Below are 15,089 nucleotides of genomic sequence, written 5' to 3'. Positions count from 1 at the left end.
TTTGGAGCAGCCGGCCGGGTTAACCGGTTCGGCTTAAAGTACGCTATGAGGGAACAATAACCGTAATAGATGAAGCTGAGTTTGAGAAGGAGGACACATTGAATATGACAGTTACCCATGATACAGATCAAGTCAAGAAAGACCGCGCTGTTTTAGTGAGTTTGATTACAGATGAAGTAAAGCGTTCAGGCATTAATCCGGAGTACTCTTTGGAGGAATTGGTGAAGCTTGCAGAGACTGCAGGTGTTGAGGTGCTGAGTGTATTGTCTCAAAACCGTGAAACGCGAGATACGAAGTGGTTTATCGGAAAAGGTAAAGTCGAGGAGCTACGTGCGATCGCAGAGGAATTGGGCGCAACCACTGCGATATTTGATCAAGAGCTGTCTGGAGCTCAGGTTCGTAACCTGGAAGAGGCACTGGATCTCAAAATTATCGACCGTACCCAGTTGATTCTGGATATTTTCGCCCAACGTGCAAATACAAGAGAAGGTATCATTCAGGTTGAATTGGCCCAACTTAGCTATCTGCTTCCACGATTATCGGGTCATGGCAAAAACCTATCACGGCTTGGAGGGGGAATCGGGACACGTGGACCGGGGGAAAGCAAGCTGGAGACGGATCGCCGTCATATCCGGGGTCGCATTGATGATCTGAAACGGCACCTGGAAGAGGTTACACGCCACCGCAAACTTCATCGCGAGCGTCGTAAAAAGACAGGCATTGTACAGGTTGCACTTGTAGGGTATACGAATGCAGGTAAATCCACATTGCTTAAACAATTAACTGCTGCTGATGTATATATTCAGGATCAGCTGTTTGCTACGTTGGATCCAACTTCACGTACGATGGAGCTTCCAAGCGGTAAAGAAATTGTACTTACGGATACCGTAGGATTTATTCAAAACCTTCCACATGATCTGATTGCTGCTTTCCGTGCAACATTGGAGGAAGTGAATGAAGCCGATCTGATTTTGCATGTTGTAGATGCATCATCTGCAATGCGGGAAGATCAGATGAGAACTGTGCATGAAATTCTGCAGCAGCTTGGATCTGGCGATAAGCCTCAGTTGGTGCTCTATAACAAAAAAGATGCATGTACACCGGAGCAGCTGGAAATGCTTCCTTTGGATAAAGACCATATGAAGGTAAGTGCACTGGATGAAGCTGACCTGCTGAAGATTCGGGAGCGGATTCAGGAAGAACTGACGGGTGATACGAAGCGGTTCCGTATTCCTGCAGAGCGGGGAGATCTTACATCTGTTCTTTATAAGGTTGGAGATGTTGTTGAAACCACTTTTGAAGAAAATGATGTGATCTATCAAGTGGAGCTGCAAAAAGGGGAATATGAAAAATTCGGTTATTTACTTGAAGATTTCATTGAATTGTAATATACATGACATATTGGTATGGTAAGTTGACACGATAATCGATATTATGCGTTAGATTAGTGCAATGAAGGGGAATGAAGTAAGATGGCAAGTTTGGATACAAAGATTGTGGAGCTGCAACAACAAGTTGAGGCCCAGATTGAACAACAGATGAAAATGATTGACGGTATTACGGATTACAACCAGTGGAAGGTCATTGATGCGTTTCAACGAAAACAAGTCAGTGATTATCATTTCGCTGGTTCAACGGGATATGCATATAACGATCGTGGCCGGGAAGTGCTGGATGAAGTATATGCGGACGTATTTGGCGCAGAAGCCGCGTTGGTTCGTCCCCATTTTGCCTCAGGTACACATACGATAGCTACCGCGCTCTTTGGCGTTCTGCGCCCAGGTGACGAGTTGTTATACATCACAGGTAAACCCTATGATACATTGCACAAAGTCATTGGAAGTCCGGAGGATGGAACTGGATCTCTTCGGGACTTTGGCATAGGATACCGTGAAACCGCTTTGCTGGCAGATGGCAGTGTCGATTGGGACGCAGTTCAAGGAAATATTACTGCCACAACCAAAGTGATAGGGATCCAACGTTCACGCGGATATGACTGGCGTTCTTCCTTCTGTATTGATGAGATCGCAGATATGGTAAAACGGGTCAAGGCAATCAAAGAAGATGTGATCGTATTCGTGGATAACTGTTATGGCGAATTTACGGAGAAACGCGAACCGACAGAGGTCGGGGTAGATCTGATGGCAGGTTCACTAATCAAAAACCCTGGCGGAGGCCTTGCTGAAACCGGGGGTTACATATGCGGGAAGGAAAAATATGTACAATTGGCAGCGTATCGTTTGACTGCACCTGGCATAGGTAGTGAGGTTGGTGCCATGTTGGGAACGACCCGTGGGATCTACCAGGGACTTTACATGGCGCCGACAATTGTGGGACAAGCCATCAAGGGCAGTACCTTTGCCGCTGCAATGTTTGCTGCTTCGGGATTTGTAACCAAACCTGCTTGGAATGAGACACGCACGGATTTGATCCAAGCTGTGCAGTTCTCCTCCGCGGAGCATCTGATCGCTTTTGTACAGGGGATTCAGCGGGCTGCTGCAGTGGATAGTCATGTCGTTCCAGAGCCATGGGACATGCCTGGTTATGAACATCCTGTCATTATGGCGGCAGGTACGTTTATACAGGGCGGAAGCCTGGAGTTGTCAGCGGATGCGCCTATTCGAGAGCCATATATCGGCTACATGCAGGGGGGATTAACCTACTCTCATGTTAAATATGGCGTTTTGATGGCGCTCCAGACAATGAAAGATCGTAAATTATTGTGAGTTTATCTAACACGTCATTGACACTTAGTAATAACTAAATGTACAATAGGGTGAAGAATAGATGACTGGAAGGTTGATGAACATGGGTGACGAAATTCGCAGAAATATGGCCTTATTCCCGATAGGTATTGTTATGAAACTTACGGATCTGTCCGCTCGTCAGATTCGATATTATGAACAGCACAGCTTGATTGTACCGGCAAGAACGTCAGGTAACCAACGTTTGTTTTCCTTTAATGACGTAGAACGATTGCTGGAGATCAAGGCTTTGATCGAAAAAGGTGTTAATATTGCCGGCATCAAGCAGGTTATGAATCCGGTATCCAAGGAATCCGAAGAAGCGACAGTCATCACCGCAGATACAGAAGTGAAGCGCAGAGAACTGTCGGATACACAGCTGCACCGTTTATTGAAGCAACAGCTGGTTTCGGGTAAGAGACCTGGACAAGTATCTCTCATTCAGGGAGAGCTTTCCCGATTTTTTAATAAAAAGTAAGTTCGCATAACTTGGCGAGTGAGGGGAAATCATGCAGTTGTGATGGCAGACTCCTTGACCCGTGGAACTTTCTAATGTACAAATATAACATGCAAGCCAAATAAGCAGAAAAGAAAGGGAGAGGTATCGTGAGTTATACAAAAGAAGACATTCTCCGCATCTCTAAAGAAGAAAACGTACGGTTCGTTCGATTGCAATTTACCGACTTGCTTGGAGCTATCAAAAACGTTGAAATTCCTGTAAGCCAATTGAATAAGGCTTTGGATAACAAAATGATGTTTGATGGTTCTTCCATTGAAGGTTATGTGCGTATTGAAGAATCCGACATGTACCTCTATCCGGATCTCGATTCTTGGCTGATTTTCCCTTGGGTAGCTGAGAACCGTGTTGCTCGCCTAATCTGTGATGTTTATTTGCCGGATGGCAACCCATTCCCTGGAGATCCACGCGGCATCTTGAAACGTAACCTGAAGGAAGCCGAAGAAATGGGATTCACTTCTTTCAATGTCGGTCCTGAACCAGAGTTCTTCTTGTTCAAAACAGACGAAAAAGGAAACCCGACTAATGAACTGAATGACCAAGGTGGATATTTCGACCTGGCGCCTACAGATCTTGGTGAAAACTGTCGTCGTGACATCGTTATCACACTTGAAGAAATGGGCTTTGAGATCGAAGCTTCCCACCATGAGGTAGCTCCAGGTCAGCATGAGATCGACTTTAAATATGCTGATGCGCTTAAAGCTGCTGACCAGATCCAAACGTTCAAACTCGTTGTTAAAACGATTGCACGTCAGCATGGTCTACATGCGACCTTTATGCCAAAACCATTGTTTGGTATGAACGGTTCCGGTATGCACTGCAACCAATCGTTGTTCCAAGGCAGTGCAAACGCATTTGTTGACGAGTCGGACGAGCTGGGTCTCAGCAAAACTGCACGTCACTTCATGGCTGGAACGCTGAAGCATGCGCGTGCGTTTGCAGCAATTACTAACCCAACTGTGAACTCATACAAACGTCTTGTACCAGGTTATGAAGCCCCTTGTTATGTAGCATGGTCCGCCAGTAACCGTAGCCCAATGATCCGTATTCCAGCTTCCCGTGGTTTGAGTACACGTGTAGAGGTTCGTAACCCGGATCCGGCTGCTAACCCTTACTTGGCTTTGGCTGTTTTATTGAAAGCAGGTCTGGACGGAATCAAACGTGAGCTTTCCTTACCAGCTCCAATTGACCGTAACATCTACATTATGTCAGAAGAAGAGCGTGTGGAAGAAGGCATTCCAAGCTTGCCAGCTGACCTGAAAGAAGCTTTGAACGAATTGATCCGCAGCGAAGTCATCTGTGATGCACTTGGCGATCACGCCCTGGCTCACTTCTACGAGTTGAAAGAAATTGAGTGGGATATGTACCGTACACAAGTCCACCAATGGGAACGCGATCAATATATCACGCTGTACTAGTATGGAGAGCCCTTGGCGCAATAGTGCCAAGGGCTTTTTTTGATGGATAACATAATGGGACAGCGGTGTGTAATATTCTTAAAAAAATAGCAACGTTTAATAGTATACATATAATAGGAATAGAGAAGATACATATTTTCCAAAGAAAAGATATTTTGATATGTTGATAATTCCATATAAACAAGTTATAATTCAATTATATTTTTAGCAATTTAATTTTAAATCATTAATTGGAGATGTTTATATGGATCAAGTGAAACAACTCGTTGCAAATCAGCGGGCATTCTTTTATACAGGACAAACTAAAAATATCGAGTATCGGATTAATGCTCTTCAGCAACTAAGACAAGGGATAGAGAAATATCAGCAACGGATCTTGGACGCACTGCATGCAGATTTGAATAAATCGGAAACAGAGGCGTATAACTCTGAAATTCGCATCGTTTTGGGTGAACTGGATTTTGCACTAGAACATCTTAAGGAATGGGCGGCGCCTAGAGCAGTGCCTACAAGTGCTGTAATACCTGATGGTACAAGCACGATCTATCCAGAACCTTATGGAGTTGCTCTCATTATTGCACCATGGAACTATCCGTTCCAATTGGGCTTTGGTCCTTTGATTGGAGCAATTGCGGCGGGTAACTGTGCTGTTATTAAGCCTTCTGAATTAACGCCGGCAGTGTCACGTCTGACGTACGACCTGATTACGGATATTTTCCCTAAGGAATATGTAGCAGTCATGGAAGGTGAAGTCGAAACCAGCACAGCCTTGTTGAAAGAGAAGTTTGATTATATTTTCTTTACGGGTAGCACAGGTGTTGGCCGCATCGTCATGAAAGCAGCAGCTGAGCATCTAACCCCGGTGACGCTTGAATTGGGTGGTAAAAGCCCTGTAATTGTTCATAAAGACGCGGATTTGCAGTTGGCAGCCCAGCGGATCGTTCGTGGCAAGTTCTTGAATGCTGGTCAGACCTGCGTTGCTCCGGATTACTTGCTTGTACATCAAGACGTACACGATAAACTGCTTGAAGAGATTGGTGCAGAGATTCAAGATAAATTCGGTAGAGATGTAATGGGAAATCCTAATTTTCCGCATATCGTCAACACACGTAACTTTGATCGACTATCTGTTTTCTTAGAAGGTGGTCATGCTCTGATTGGTGGTCGCTCTGATCGGGATCAGCTGCTGATTGAACCTACCTTGGTAGGAAATGTGGACTGGGGTTCACCTGTGATGCAAGAGGAGATATTCGGTCCCATTTTGCCGGTAATGACTTACGAGGATCTTAATCCTCTGCTCGCTGAGATTGTGCACCGTCCCAAACCGCTGGCGCTATACCTGTTCACGGAGCAAGAGGAGCTGCAGAATCAGGTTTTGGATCAAGTGTCCTTCGGTGGAGGATGCATTAATGATACGTTGTCTCATATGACTTCACATTTTTTACCGTTTGGCGGTGTAGGAGAGAGTGGTATGGGGTCATATCATGGTAAGCAAAGCTTTGAAGTGTTCTCCCATCACAAAAGCATTCTCAAACGATAAGAAATGGAAGTTAGCAAAGCCGACTGAATAGCGAAAAAAGAGGTTGTCCTATTGAACAGGGCAACCTCTTTTAGTCGTTACGTTTCATCTGACTTGCTGTGGAAGAAAGACTAGTGAATATCACGGAAAAGGCCAATCACTTTACCCAAAATGCTAACATGTTTTAAACGAAGTGGTTCAAATGTTGCATTCTCAGGCTGTAGACGAATGTGGTCTTTCTCTTTGTAGAAAGTTTTAACTGTAGCTTCGTCATCTTCAGTCATCGCAACGACAATATCTCCGTTATCTGCTGTTTGCTGCTGGCGCACGATAACGTAGTCTCCATTGACGATCCCTGCTTCGATCATACTGTCACCAACAACAGAGAGCATAAATACTTTCTGTTCTCCAACATAATGTGTTGGTAGCGGGAAGTAATCCTCGATGTTCTCAGTTGCGGTAATCGGTACCCCTGCAGTGACTTTACCTACGACGGGAATGCGAGCAACACTGTGTGCAAACTGATGGGAGTGTTCTGATTCCTCCTGGCTTAACAACTCAATGGCTCTCGGTTTAGTAGGGTCACGTCTAATGAGACCTTTCTTCTCCAAGCGGTCCAGATGTCCATGAACCGTAGAACTGGAAGCCAGTCCAACCGCTTCTCCAATCTCACGTACGGAAGGAGGATATCCCTTCAACCGGACTTCATTGCGTATAAACTCCAGAATAGCTTGCTGCCTGCTGGATATCTTCGACATACCGTATCAACCCCATTTTAGTAACGTTTGGGAAAATTATAACATAGAACCTCCGTTCGTACAAACATAAGTTCTAAATAAAATCCCGAAAAACCAATGTTTTTGAGTGATTTCTTTGTCTAGTGCATCAAGTGAATAGAATAGTAGTATTTGATTTGGATTCACCTAGAAAATTTCGGGAAATAAGGGGTTTGAAATAAAGCGAACAATTGTTCTAAAAATCTGTTGTACAAAACAAGTGTTCGTGTTATATTGATTTTAACAGATAGGAACAAACGTTTGGAGGACGATAAATTATGAGATATTCCACTTATCAAAGTATTTACGAACCGGTGAACTCGGAAGCGGTCAAGTCTAACATAGGTAACTTTAAGAACTGGTTTGCAAAAGCTAAGATGCCAACATGGATGTTAAAGATGATTATGGCATCATTAATTATATTTATTGGCTGCAGCACTGTATTGACTGTGTTTGCAGGAGACGAGAATAATGTTCTTCCTGGCAGCAAAATAGCAGTGTCCCAGGGTGAAACGCTGTGGAGCGTGTCATTGGAGCATAAACCGGAAAATATGGATACGCGTATATATATAGAAGCAATTAAGAAAGTGAATCAGCTTCAAACCACTTCAATTCAAGCTGGACAAGTCCTGATTTTGCCTCAGTTTACACGTTAATACCATGATTCATTCGAGCGAGTAAGTAGCAGCCTTGACAAGCCGCCTCGATCATGTCAAAGTTAGTATGACTTTGTATTTTTGGAGGGGACAAGATTGGATATAGATAGCCTGGTAGCACGCATTAACGAATTGGCTCGTAAACAAAAGTCCACTGGACTTTCAGAGGAAGAACTTGCCGAACGTGCTAAACTTAGAGAAATTTACTTAAACAACATCCGCAGCAACTTCAGACAGCAACTGGATTCCATTGAAATTGTAGATGATGAGAAAGATCAAGGCCACCAAGGCAAACTCAAACACTAAGGAAACCTAAAGATATCATTATGATATTTAGGTTTCTTCCTTTTATTTTGAGAATGCAAATTTATAGGGGGAATGTCGGTTTACGATTTTTGTAAGCCGATACAAAGATGACATAAGGGGGATTCTCATGGCTCGTTCGTTCGAGAGAACGGTTCGGAAAAATTCAAAGCAGTTGAATCAGCAACGCAAAAAAAATGGTCAACCGATTTCGGGTACGCCCGGTGAGGACATTTTCAAAGGACGCAGTCTTCTGTTTCCTATTTTCCTCATTGGACTTGCGTTTTTGTATCTGTTTATGAGCACATTTCTTGTTAAAGCTCCGATGACAACATGGGACTGGGTAACGATGCTTTTGTATGTGTTTTTGGCTGTGATTTTTATGCTTCGTCGTCCTTACATTAAAATCGGGAGCAACCGGATTATAACAACCAAAGGGAATCGGGAACGCTCCATTGGAGTAGATGACATCGTTAAGTTTAGATTTGAGCAGGGAACGGTAGTTATCGAACATAACAGCCGTGGCAAAAGATGGGTGTTCACTAAACTGTTGAACCGCTATGACACAGATGCCATTACTGAACGACTTCTGAAATTTGCCAAAGCACATCAGATTACTGTAGAAACAGACGAGAAAAAGTAATTATTCACAAAGGGGAAGATGATCGGAATGGCATTAAAAGCGATTTTGTTCGACCTGGATGATACTTTATTGTGGGATGAACGCAGTGTGCGTGAAGCATTTCACGAAACTTGCCTGCTTGCTTCACAAGAAACCGGCGTTGATGCTGAGGCATTGGAAGAAGCTGTTCGTAATGAAGCTCGTAGTCTATATGAATCATATGAAACCTTTCCATTTACCAAAATGATTGGTATCAATCCGTTTGAAGGACTTTGGGCTAATTTTACTGGTGGTGACCAGCCGGAATTCCGTCAATTGGAGCAGCTTGCCCCTGTATATCGTAAGGAGTCCTGGCGTCGTGGCTTATTGAAGCTGGGAGTGGACCGTGAAGATTTGGCTGAACGTCTTGCCTCGCAATTTGGAGCAGAGCGAAGATCCAGACCTCATGTATATGAGGAAACAATGGACACTTTACGTCACTTACAGGGGAAATTCAAACTGCTGCTCTTGACGAATGGGTGTCCTGCTCTGCAGCAAGAGAAGTTGGATGGTGTGCCTGAACTGGCTCCTTTCTTCGATGAGATCATCATCTCGGGTACTTTTGGAAAAGGAAAACCGGATCCGTCTATCTTTGAACATGCACTCAGCAAACTTGGGGTAAAACCAGAAGAAGGTTTGATGGTTGGAGATAAACTCACGACGGATATCCGCGGAGCTTTGTCAGCAGGAATCCAGGCTGTCTGGATTAATCGGGAGAACAAAGTGAACTCGGAGTCGTATGTACCTGATCATGAGATTAAGCACTTATCAGAATTAGATCGTATTATTGCTAATTTCTGATTATTTCAGAATTGACAATGGTGCATTTTAAAACATTGATAGCCTGGGTGAATGATGCAAAATCATTCACGGGTATCAATGTTTTTTTGTTTGTTTGAAGCTTAATAACAGCAGTATAGTGAAGAAATATCAAAAATAAATAAAAAAAGTATTGAAATGTAGGAAGCACTGTTTTAGAATATAACTAACATACTAGTATGACTAGTATGGGAATCCTTAAAGCAGTTAACTTTTGACATATCCAGGTTATGGAGTCAGAAGCTATCGCTTTATTATTTTCATGTATATTGTAAGCGCTTTACATAGTTTTGGGAAATATTAATTTTTGGAATACAACAGGTACCCGTGAGATTGAGCAATAAGATAACAATCTGAACCTAAGTGTATCCATTAACATTAGTTTAAATTGATATCGCTTACATTACCGAGTGTCTATTATGCAGTGGGGGTGAAATTTTCTGCAAGGTCTTCGATAGAAAGAAGTGAAGATGGGAGTTGTCATGAAGTACTTTTGATTTTATAAAGTTTATTTGATCGGAGTGAATCAGATATGAAGTCAGAAACTGCTAAAACCACGCTTACGATGACCTCATTACGCAAAGAAAGCAGGTTAAGAACGGCTGGAGCCTTACTCCGCAAAGATTGGCAGCTGTATTCACTATTAATACTTCCAGTGATCTATCTGATTATTTTTAAATACGGACCGATGATTGGTAATGTGATAGCCTTTAGAAGGTTTGTACCGGGAGGCAGCATTTTTGGTGAGACTTGGGTTGGGTTAAGGTATTTTCAGATGTTCGTTCAAGACCCAACGTTCTGGAAGGTATTTGGAAACACACTCATACTGGGCGGGCTTGCATTACTCTTCACATTCCCGGTTCCCATTATCTTTGCGCTGCTTTTGAATGAAGTAAAAAGTAAACGCTTCAAAAAGTTCGTTCAGACTGCATCCTATCTGCCACATTTCTTATCGATCGTTATCGTAGCCGGTATGATTTTGCAACTAACGGCAGTGAATGGATCCATTAATGGCTTGGTTGCATTCTTTACTGGAGACAATATTCCCTTTATGCAGCGCGCCGAATGGTTCAGAACGATCTATATAAGCTCTGAAATTTGGCAAGGCATGGGCTGGGGAGCCATTTTGTATCTTGCCGCATTAACGACAATCGATGATTCTTTGTATGAAGCTGCACGGATTGACGGTGCGAATCGCTGGAAACAGACGATCCATGTAACCATACCAGGCATTTTGCCAACGATTGTTACTTTGTTAATTCTGAATATGGGTAATTTTCTTGCTGTTGGATTTGAGAAAATTCTCCTCCTTTACAATCCGCTTATCTATGATACATCGGACGTGATTTCCACTTATCTGTATCGTGTAGGTTTGCAATCCAGCAACTTCAGTTACGCGACTGCGATTGGATTATTCGAATCACTCATCGGACTGATCTTGGTATTCTCAGTAAATGCAATCTCACGCAGACTAACACAACGAAGCTTGTGGTAAAGGAGGGATAACATGCAGGAATCAAAATCATACAAAGTCTTCAAAGTATTTAACACCATCTTTTTGCTGCTTGTGGTGTTCATCACACTCTATCCATTCCTGAATGTTGTAGCACAGTCTTTCAGTAGCGAATCCTATATCAATTCAGGGAAAGTCAGCATCATCCCGCGCGGTTTTAATGTGGAAACCTACAAGACCATCTCGCGTGACAGCATGTTCTGGACCAATTATAAAAATACGGTTATCTACACTGTGGTAGGTACGTTGATCTCCATGTTTATGACAACCATATTCGCGTATGCGATTTCTAAAAGGAGATTAATGGGACGCAAGTTCTGGACAATGTTTGCCGTGTTCACCATGTTTTTCAGTGGCGGATTGATTCCAAACTATGTCCTGATTAATTCCCTTGGCATGAACAATACGATGTGGGCGTTAGTTGTACCTGGAGCCATCAGCATTTATAACATGTTAATTATGAAGTCATTTTTCGAAAACATGCCCGAGGAGCTGGAGGAAGCTGCAGCCATCGATGGTTTGAACACATATGGTATTTTACTTCGTATCATATTGCCGTTAAGTAAGGCTGTAATGGCTACAATGGTTCTGTTCTACGCAGTGGGACACTGGAACTCATGGTTCCCGGCATTCCTGTATCTCGACAAAAAGGAACTGTTCCCTGTGACCATTTATCTGCGGAACATGATTGCAGGTGCAACAGGAGGAGCTTCTGCTGGAGCGTCGGCTGATAATTTGACTCAAATCTCAGCCAATATCAAGTCGGTAACGATGGTACTTACGATTCTTCCAATCCTTACGATCTATCCGTTTGTGCAAAGATACTTTGTAACCGGTATCATGTTGGGATCTGTTAAGCAGTAATTCCAAGTGCATATAGTGAACATCTCTTAGACGCAAGGCCAATCTAAACCACATGCAGGGGGACAATGGAATGAAAAAGAGACCACGCAAGCTTGTAGGCAAGATGGTTTTGGCAACAATGATGAGTGTCGTTTTGGCAGCATGCAGCAGCGGAGCGGGAACCGAGAAGGCCGAACCTGAATCCAAAGGGGCTATGGAGTCCTACGGAGTGGGTGACACGTTTAAAGCCTCGGAGCCATTCAACTTATCCATACTTTATAGTGATCAGCCAGCTTATCCATACAAGAAAGATTGGTTGCTTTTCCAAAAAATCACCGAGCTGACGGGTGTGACCTTGGATCCTACCATTGTACCGATGTCTGACTATCCGCAAAAAAGATCTCTTTTGATTAGTTCGGGAGATGCACCTCTCGTAATCCCTAAAACCTATCCGGGTGAAGAATCTGCCTTCGTATCTTCTGGAGCCATATTACCCGTAAGTGACTATGTTGACTTGATGCCTAATTTCAAGGACAAGATAGAGAAATGGGGACTTGAGGATGAACTGGAGAGTCTCCGTCAGGAAGATGGGAAGTATTATGTTCTCCCTGGTTTGCATGAAGAAGTATGGCCAGACTATACACTGATTGTTAGAACGGATGTCTTCGAGGAAAACAACATTCCTATCCCAACGACATGGGATGAACTATATGATGCTGCCAAGAAGTTGAAAGAGATCTACCCAGATTCGATTCCGTTCTCGGACCGATTTGAATTTAACAGTACATTAAATATTGCGGCTGCTGGTTTTGGAACCAAGGGCGGTTGGGGTTTCGGCAATGGTCTTACGTATAAGGAAGACAAGGATGAATTCGTATATACATCCACTACTCCTGAGTACAAAGAAATGCTGACCTACTTCAACAAAATGGTGTCAGAAGGGTTGCTGGACAAGGAAAGTTTCACTCAAGATGATGATCAAGCGACACAAAAATTTGTCTCTGGCAAGTCGTTTATCATTAACGGTAACTCTCAAACGTTAGTGCTGCATCGCAATGATATGAATAAAACGTTGGGTGAAGGAAAATTCTCCATTGCTAAAATTACGGTTCCGGGTGGTCCGAAAGGACAATTAATGTCTGGATCGAGACTTGAAAACGGTGTCATGATTTCCGGTAAAATCAAAGATAGTGAAAATTTCAAAGCAACAATGCAATTTATTGACTGGTTATACTACAGTGATGAAGGACAGGAATTCGCCAAATGGGGATTTGAAGGAGAGACCTACACGAAACAGGATGGGGTTCGCAAGCTTGCGGATGATGTGAACTATAATGGATTGAATCCTAAAGGCACAAAAGATCTGCGTATTGATTACGGTTTCTCTGGTGGCGTGTTTGCTTACGGTGGAACAACAGATCTGCTGCACTCCATGTTTAGTGAAGAAGAATTGAAATTCCAGCAGGACATGAAGGATACCAAGGAAGTTATTCCTGCTGAACCTCCAATCCCGTACTCAGATCTTGACCGTGAACAGGTGACATTGCTTAGTACTCCACTTAAGGACTACTCGGACCAAAATACCCTTAAATTTATTCTGGGTGAACGCAGTCTTGACGAGTTCGATGCATTTGTACAGGAATTGGAAGGACAAGGGTTGTCTCAGTACTTGCAGATTTCCAACGATACGTACAAAAAGTATAAAGAGAACAAACAGCAGTAACATGATAGACAAAGTTTAAACGATTGCCGTTTCGCTGAGCTCATTTTAGTGAAACGGCAATTTATGCTAAGATGAATGAATACGGCTGAGAGGAAGAGGTTAAGGAATGTCACTTAATCAAAAGATTAGAGGTTCGACCCGGGCTTATTCATACGAGCTGATAAAGGAAAGAATTTTGCACCTTGAGCTTGAGCCTGGTACGAAGATTTCAGAGAAAGAAATAGCGGACGAACTTGAGGTCAGCAGAACTCCAGTTCGCGAAGCTTTCATGAAGCTTGCTGAAGAGGAACTTTTGGATATTATTCCGCAGAGTGGAACAATCGTCTCGCATATTAATCTGGAGCATGTGGAAGAAGGCAGATTTATGCGAGAAAAAATAGAAAAGGAAATTGTAGCGCTGGCATGTGCCTCATTTGCAGAAGAATTCAAATTCAGATTGGAAACCAATATCGCTATGCAGGAAGTGTGCATGGATAAGAATAACTTCTATCGACTGTTTGAGCTGGATGAGGAGTTTCATCAGATCCTGTTTCAGGGAACTGGAAAGATGAGAACGTGGAAAATGCTTCAGCAGCTTAACATTCCGTTTAATCGTCTGCGTATCCTTCGCTTGTCCGATGACATTAATTCCGAAATTATTATCTCCCAACACAAGGAAATCTACCAGCTCATCAAGGAGCGCCAAACAGAACAAGCGATGAAGGTGATGGAAGCTCACCTTAGACTTGTCGTCGTTGAACAGGAGACGGTCAAAGCAAAGTATCCTCATTATTTCATATAATTAATCTATTGTTGTATAATGATCCAAACCGCAACAAACCCCTGTTCAAATGGACAGGGGTTTGTTGAATGAATGATATTCGTAATATAACGATTAGGCCTGCTTAATAAAAGTAGGATCCGGGTACGGGTCAGCAACCCAGCCGTCTTTTTCGATAAAGAGACGGACAGCAATAATCTGTTTGTTCTCCATCAAAGTGAAGAAGTGCGGCGTGTTTTCGGGTACGGAAATGACGTCTCCAGGAGACAATTCTACATTAAAGTAACCGACATCATCTGTTCCTTTGATAACAAAGATCCCTTTACCGGCAACAATAGCACGGATTTCATCTTCGGCATGGGTGTGGATTTCCTCGAACTTGGCCAATTTTTCTTCGATATCTGGCGTTTGTTCGGAGAGGGTGATGACATCCCAGATTTGATATCCGCGACGTGCAGCAAGGTCTTTGATTTCATAATCAAAGGTTTCCAAAACCTGGTTTTTCTGATCATCAGTTAATCCAAAGTTATTTTGCAATTCAGCACTTAATTTGGATGCATCCCATTTTTCATAGAGTACTTCATATTTGTCCAAGAAATTTCGAACATTTTCGTCTCCAGTGATACGTTCGTTCGTATTTCTGATCACAATTTCAGCCATGTTCTTTCCCTCTTTTCCACTTGGTTTAATAGATATTATATCGGATGTCTACCCTTTTGTCGATTCGCAAATTCGACCTTAATCGTCTGAAACCCGCCATACAGCTGAATAAAACCGATCTTTCACAATAAGTAAGTTTCTGTTAAACTAAGATTTAACGTTTTGCGGGGGTGAAGT

The 15,089-nt window shown here is 43.0% G+C and carries 15 protein-coding genes; 13 read left to right on the top strand and 2 right to left on the bottom strand.

Annotated elements, in window-relative coordinates; all coding sequences use genetic code 11:
• Positions 1–104: 104 nt before the first annotated feature.
• From hflX to F4V51_RS17625, 5 genes are all read left to right on the top strand, one after another.
• On the top strand, positions 105–1,388 hold the full coding sequence (hflX, locus tag F4V51_RS17645) for a GTPase HflX (RefSeq protein ID WP_153979052.1): 1,284 nt from the start codon (positions 105–107) through the stop codon (positions 1,386–1,388).
• Between the two features lie 84 nt (positions 1,389–1,472).
• Complete coding sequence (locus F4V51_RS17640; RefSeq protein WP_153979051.1) at positions 1,473–2,726, top strand: methionine gamma-lyase family protein; 1,254 nt, start codon at positions 1,473–1,475, stop codon at positions 2,724–2,726.
• An 82-nt stretch (positions 2,727–2,808) separates the two neighbouring features.
• Positions 2,809–3,222: a MerR family transcriptional regulator gene (locus tag F4V51_RS17635; RefSeq protein WP_095286436.1), complete on the top strand. Its 414-nt coding sequence runs from the start codon at positions 2,809–2,811 to the stop codon at positions 3,220–3,222.
• Between the two features lie 128 nt (positions 3,223–3,350).
• Positions 3,351–4,679: a type I glutamate--ammonia ligase gene (glnA, locus tag F4V51_RS17630; protein WP_153979050.1), complete on the top strand. Its 1,329-nt coding sequence runs from the start codon at positions 3,351–3,353 to the stop codon at positions 4,677–4,679.
• A gap of 244 nt (positions 4,680–4,923) precedes the next feature.
• Positions 4,924–6,219, top strand: a complete 1,296-nt coding sequence (locus F4V51_RS17625; RefSeq protein ID WP_153979049.1) for an aldehyde dehydrogenase — start codon at positions 4,924–4,926, stop codon at positions 6,217–6,219.
• A gap of 110 nt (positions 6,220–6,329) precedes the next feature.
• Here F4V51_RS17625 and lexA read toward each other — a convergent pair whose 3' ends face one another.
• Complete coding sequence (lexA, locus tag F4V51_RS17620) at positions 6,330–6,956, bottom strand: transcriptional repressor LexA (RefSeq protein WP_056689962.1); 627 nt, start codon at positions 6,954–6,956, stop codon at positions 6,330–6,332.
• A gap of 296 nt (positions 6,957–7,252) precedes the next feature.
• Between lexA and F4V51_RS17615 the strand changes: the two genes are divergently transcribed.
• The 8 genes from F4V51_RS17615 to F4V51_RS17580 all read left to right on the top strand — a co-directional run bounded on the left by F4V51_RS17615 (position 7,253) and on the right by F4V51_RS17580 (position 14,273).
• Positions 7,253–7,630, top strand: coding sequence for a LysM peptidoglycan-binding domain-containing protein (locus F4V51_RS17615; protein ID WP_153979048.1), 378 nt, complete (start codon positions 7,253–7,255; stop codon positions 7,628–7,630).
• A gap of 96 nt (positions 7,631–7,726) precedes the next feature.
• Positions 7,727–7,936, top strand: a complete 210-nt coding sequence (locus F4V51_RS17610) for a DUF896 domain-containing protein (protein WP_095357365.1) — start codon at positions 7,727–7,729, stop codon at positions 7,934–7,936.
• Positions 7,937–8,063: 127 nt separating this feature from the next.
• On the top strand, positions 8,064–8,576 hold the full coding sequence (locus F4V51_RS17605; protein ID WP_153979047.1) for a hypothetical protein: 513 nt from the start codon (positions 8,064–8,066) through the stop codon (positions 8,574–8,576).
• Between the two features lie 27 nt (positions 8,577–8,603).
• Positions 8,604–9,395: an HAD family hydrolase gene (locus tag F4V51_RS17600; RefSeq protein ID WP_153979046.1), complete on the top strand. Its 792-nt coding sequence runs from the start codon at positions 8,604–8,606 to the stop codon at positions 9,393–9,395.
• Between the two features lie 583 nt (positions 9,396–9,978).
• A complete protein-coding gene (locus tag F4V51_RS17595) occupies positions 9,979–10,908 on the top strand; it encodes an ABC transporter permease (RefSeq protein WP_397332667.1) in 930 nt (309 codons plus the stop codon).
• Positions 10,909–10,920: 12 nt separating this feature from the next.
• Complete coding sequence (locus F4V51_RS17590; RefSeq protein ID WP_095357368.1) at positions 10,921–11,790, top strand: carbohydrate ABC transporter permease; 870 nt, start codon at positions 10,921–10,923, stop codon at positions 11,788–11,790.
• A 70-nt stretch (positions 11,791–11,860) separates the two neighbouring features.
• Positions 11,861–13,492: an ABC transporter substrate-binding protein gene (locus F4V51_RS17585; RefSeq protein WP_153979044.1), complete on the top strand. Its 1,632-nt coding sequence runs from the start codon at positions 11,861–11,863 to the stop codon at positions 13,490–13,492.
• Positions 13,493–13,598: 106 nt separating this feature from the next.
• On the top strand, positions 13,599–14,273 hold the full coding sequence (locus F4V51_RS17580; protein ID WP_153979043.1) for a GntR family transcriptional regulator: 675 nt from the start codon (positions 13,599–13,601) through the stop codon (positions 14,271–14,273).
• Positions 14,274–14,366: 93 nt separating this feature from the next.
• Here the strand turns inward: F4V51_RS17580 and F4V51_RS17575 are convergent, their stop codons facing one another.
• A complete protein-coding gene (locus F4V51_RS17575) occupies positions 14,367–14,912 on the bottom strand; it encodes a cupin domain-containing protein (RefSeq protein ID WP_095286447.1) in 546 nt (181 codons plus the stop codon).
• Between the last annotated feature and the right edge of the window lie 177 nt (positions 14,913–15,089).

Source organism: Paenibacillus xylanilyticus, from assembly GCF_009664365.1.
Classification (GTDB): domain Bacteria; phylum Bacillota; class Bacilli; order Paenibacillales; family Paenibacillaceae; genus Paenibacillus; species Paenibacillus xylanilyticus_A.
The sequence above is the reverse complement of the archived record's forward strand: the minus strand, read 5'-3'. Positions and strand labels throughout refer to the sequence as shown.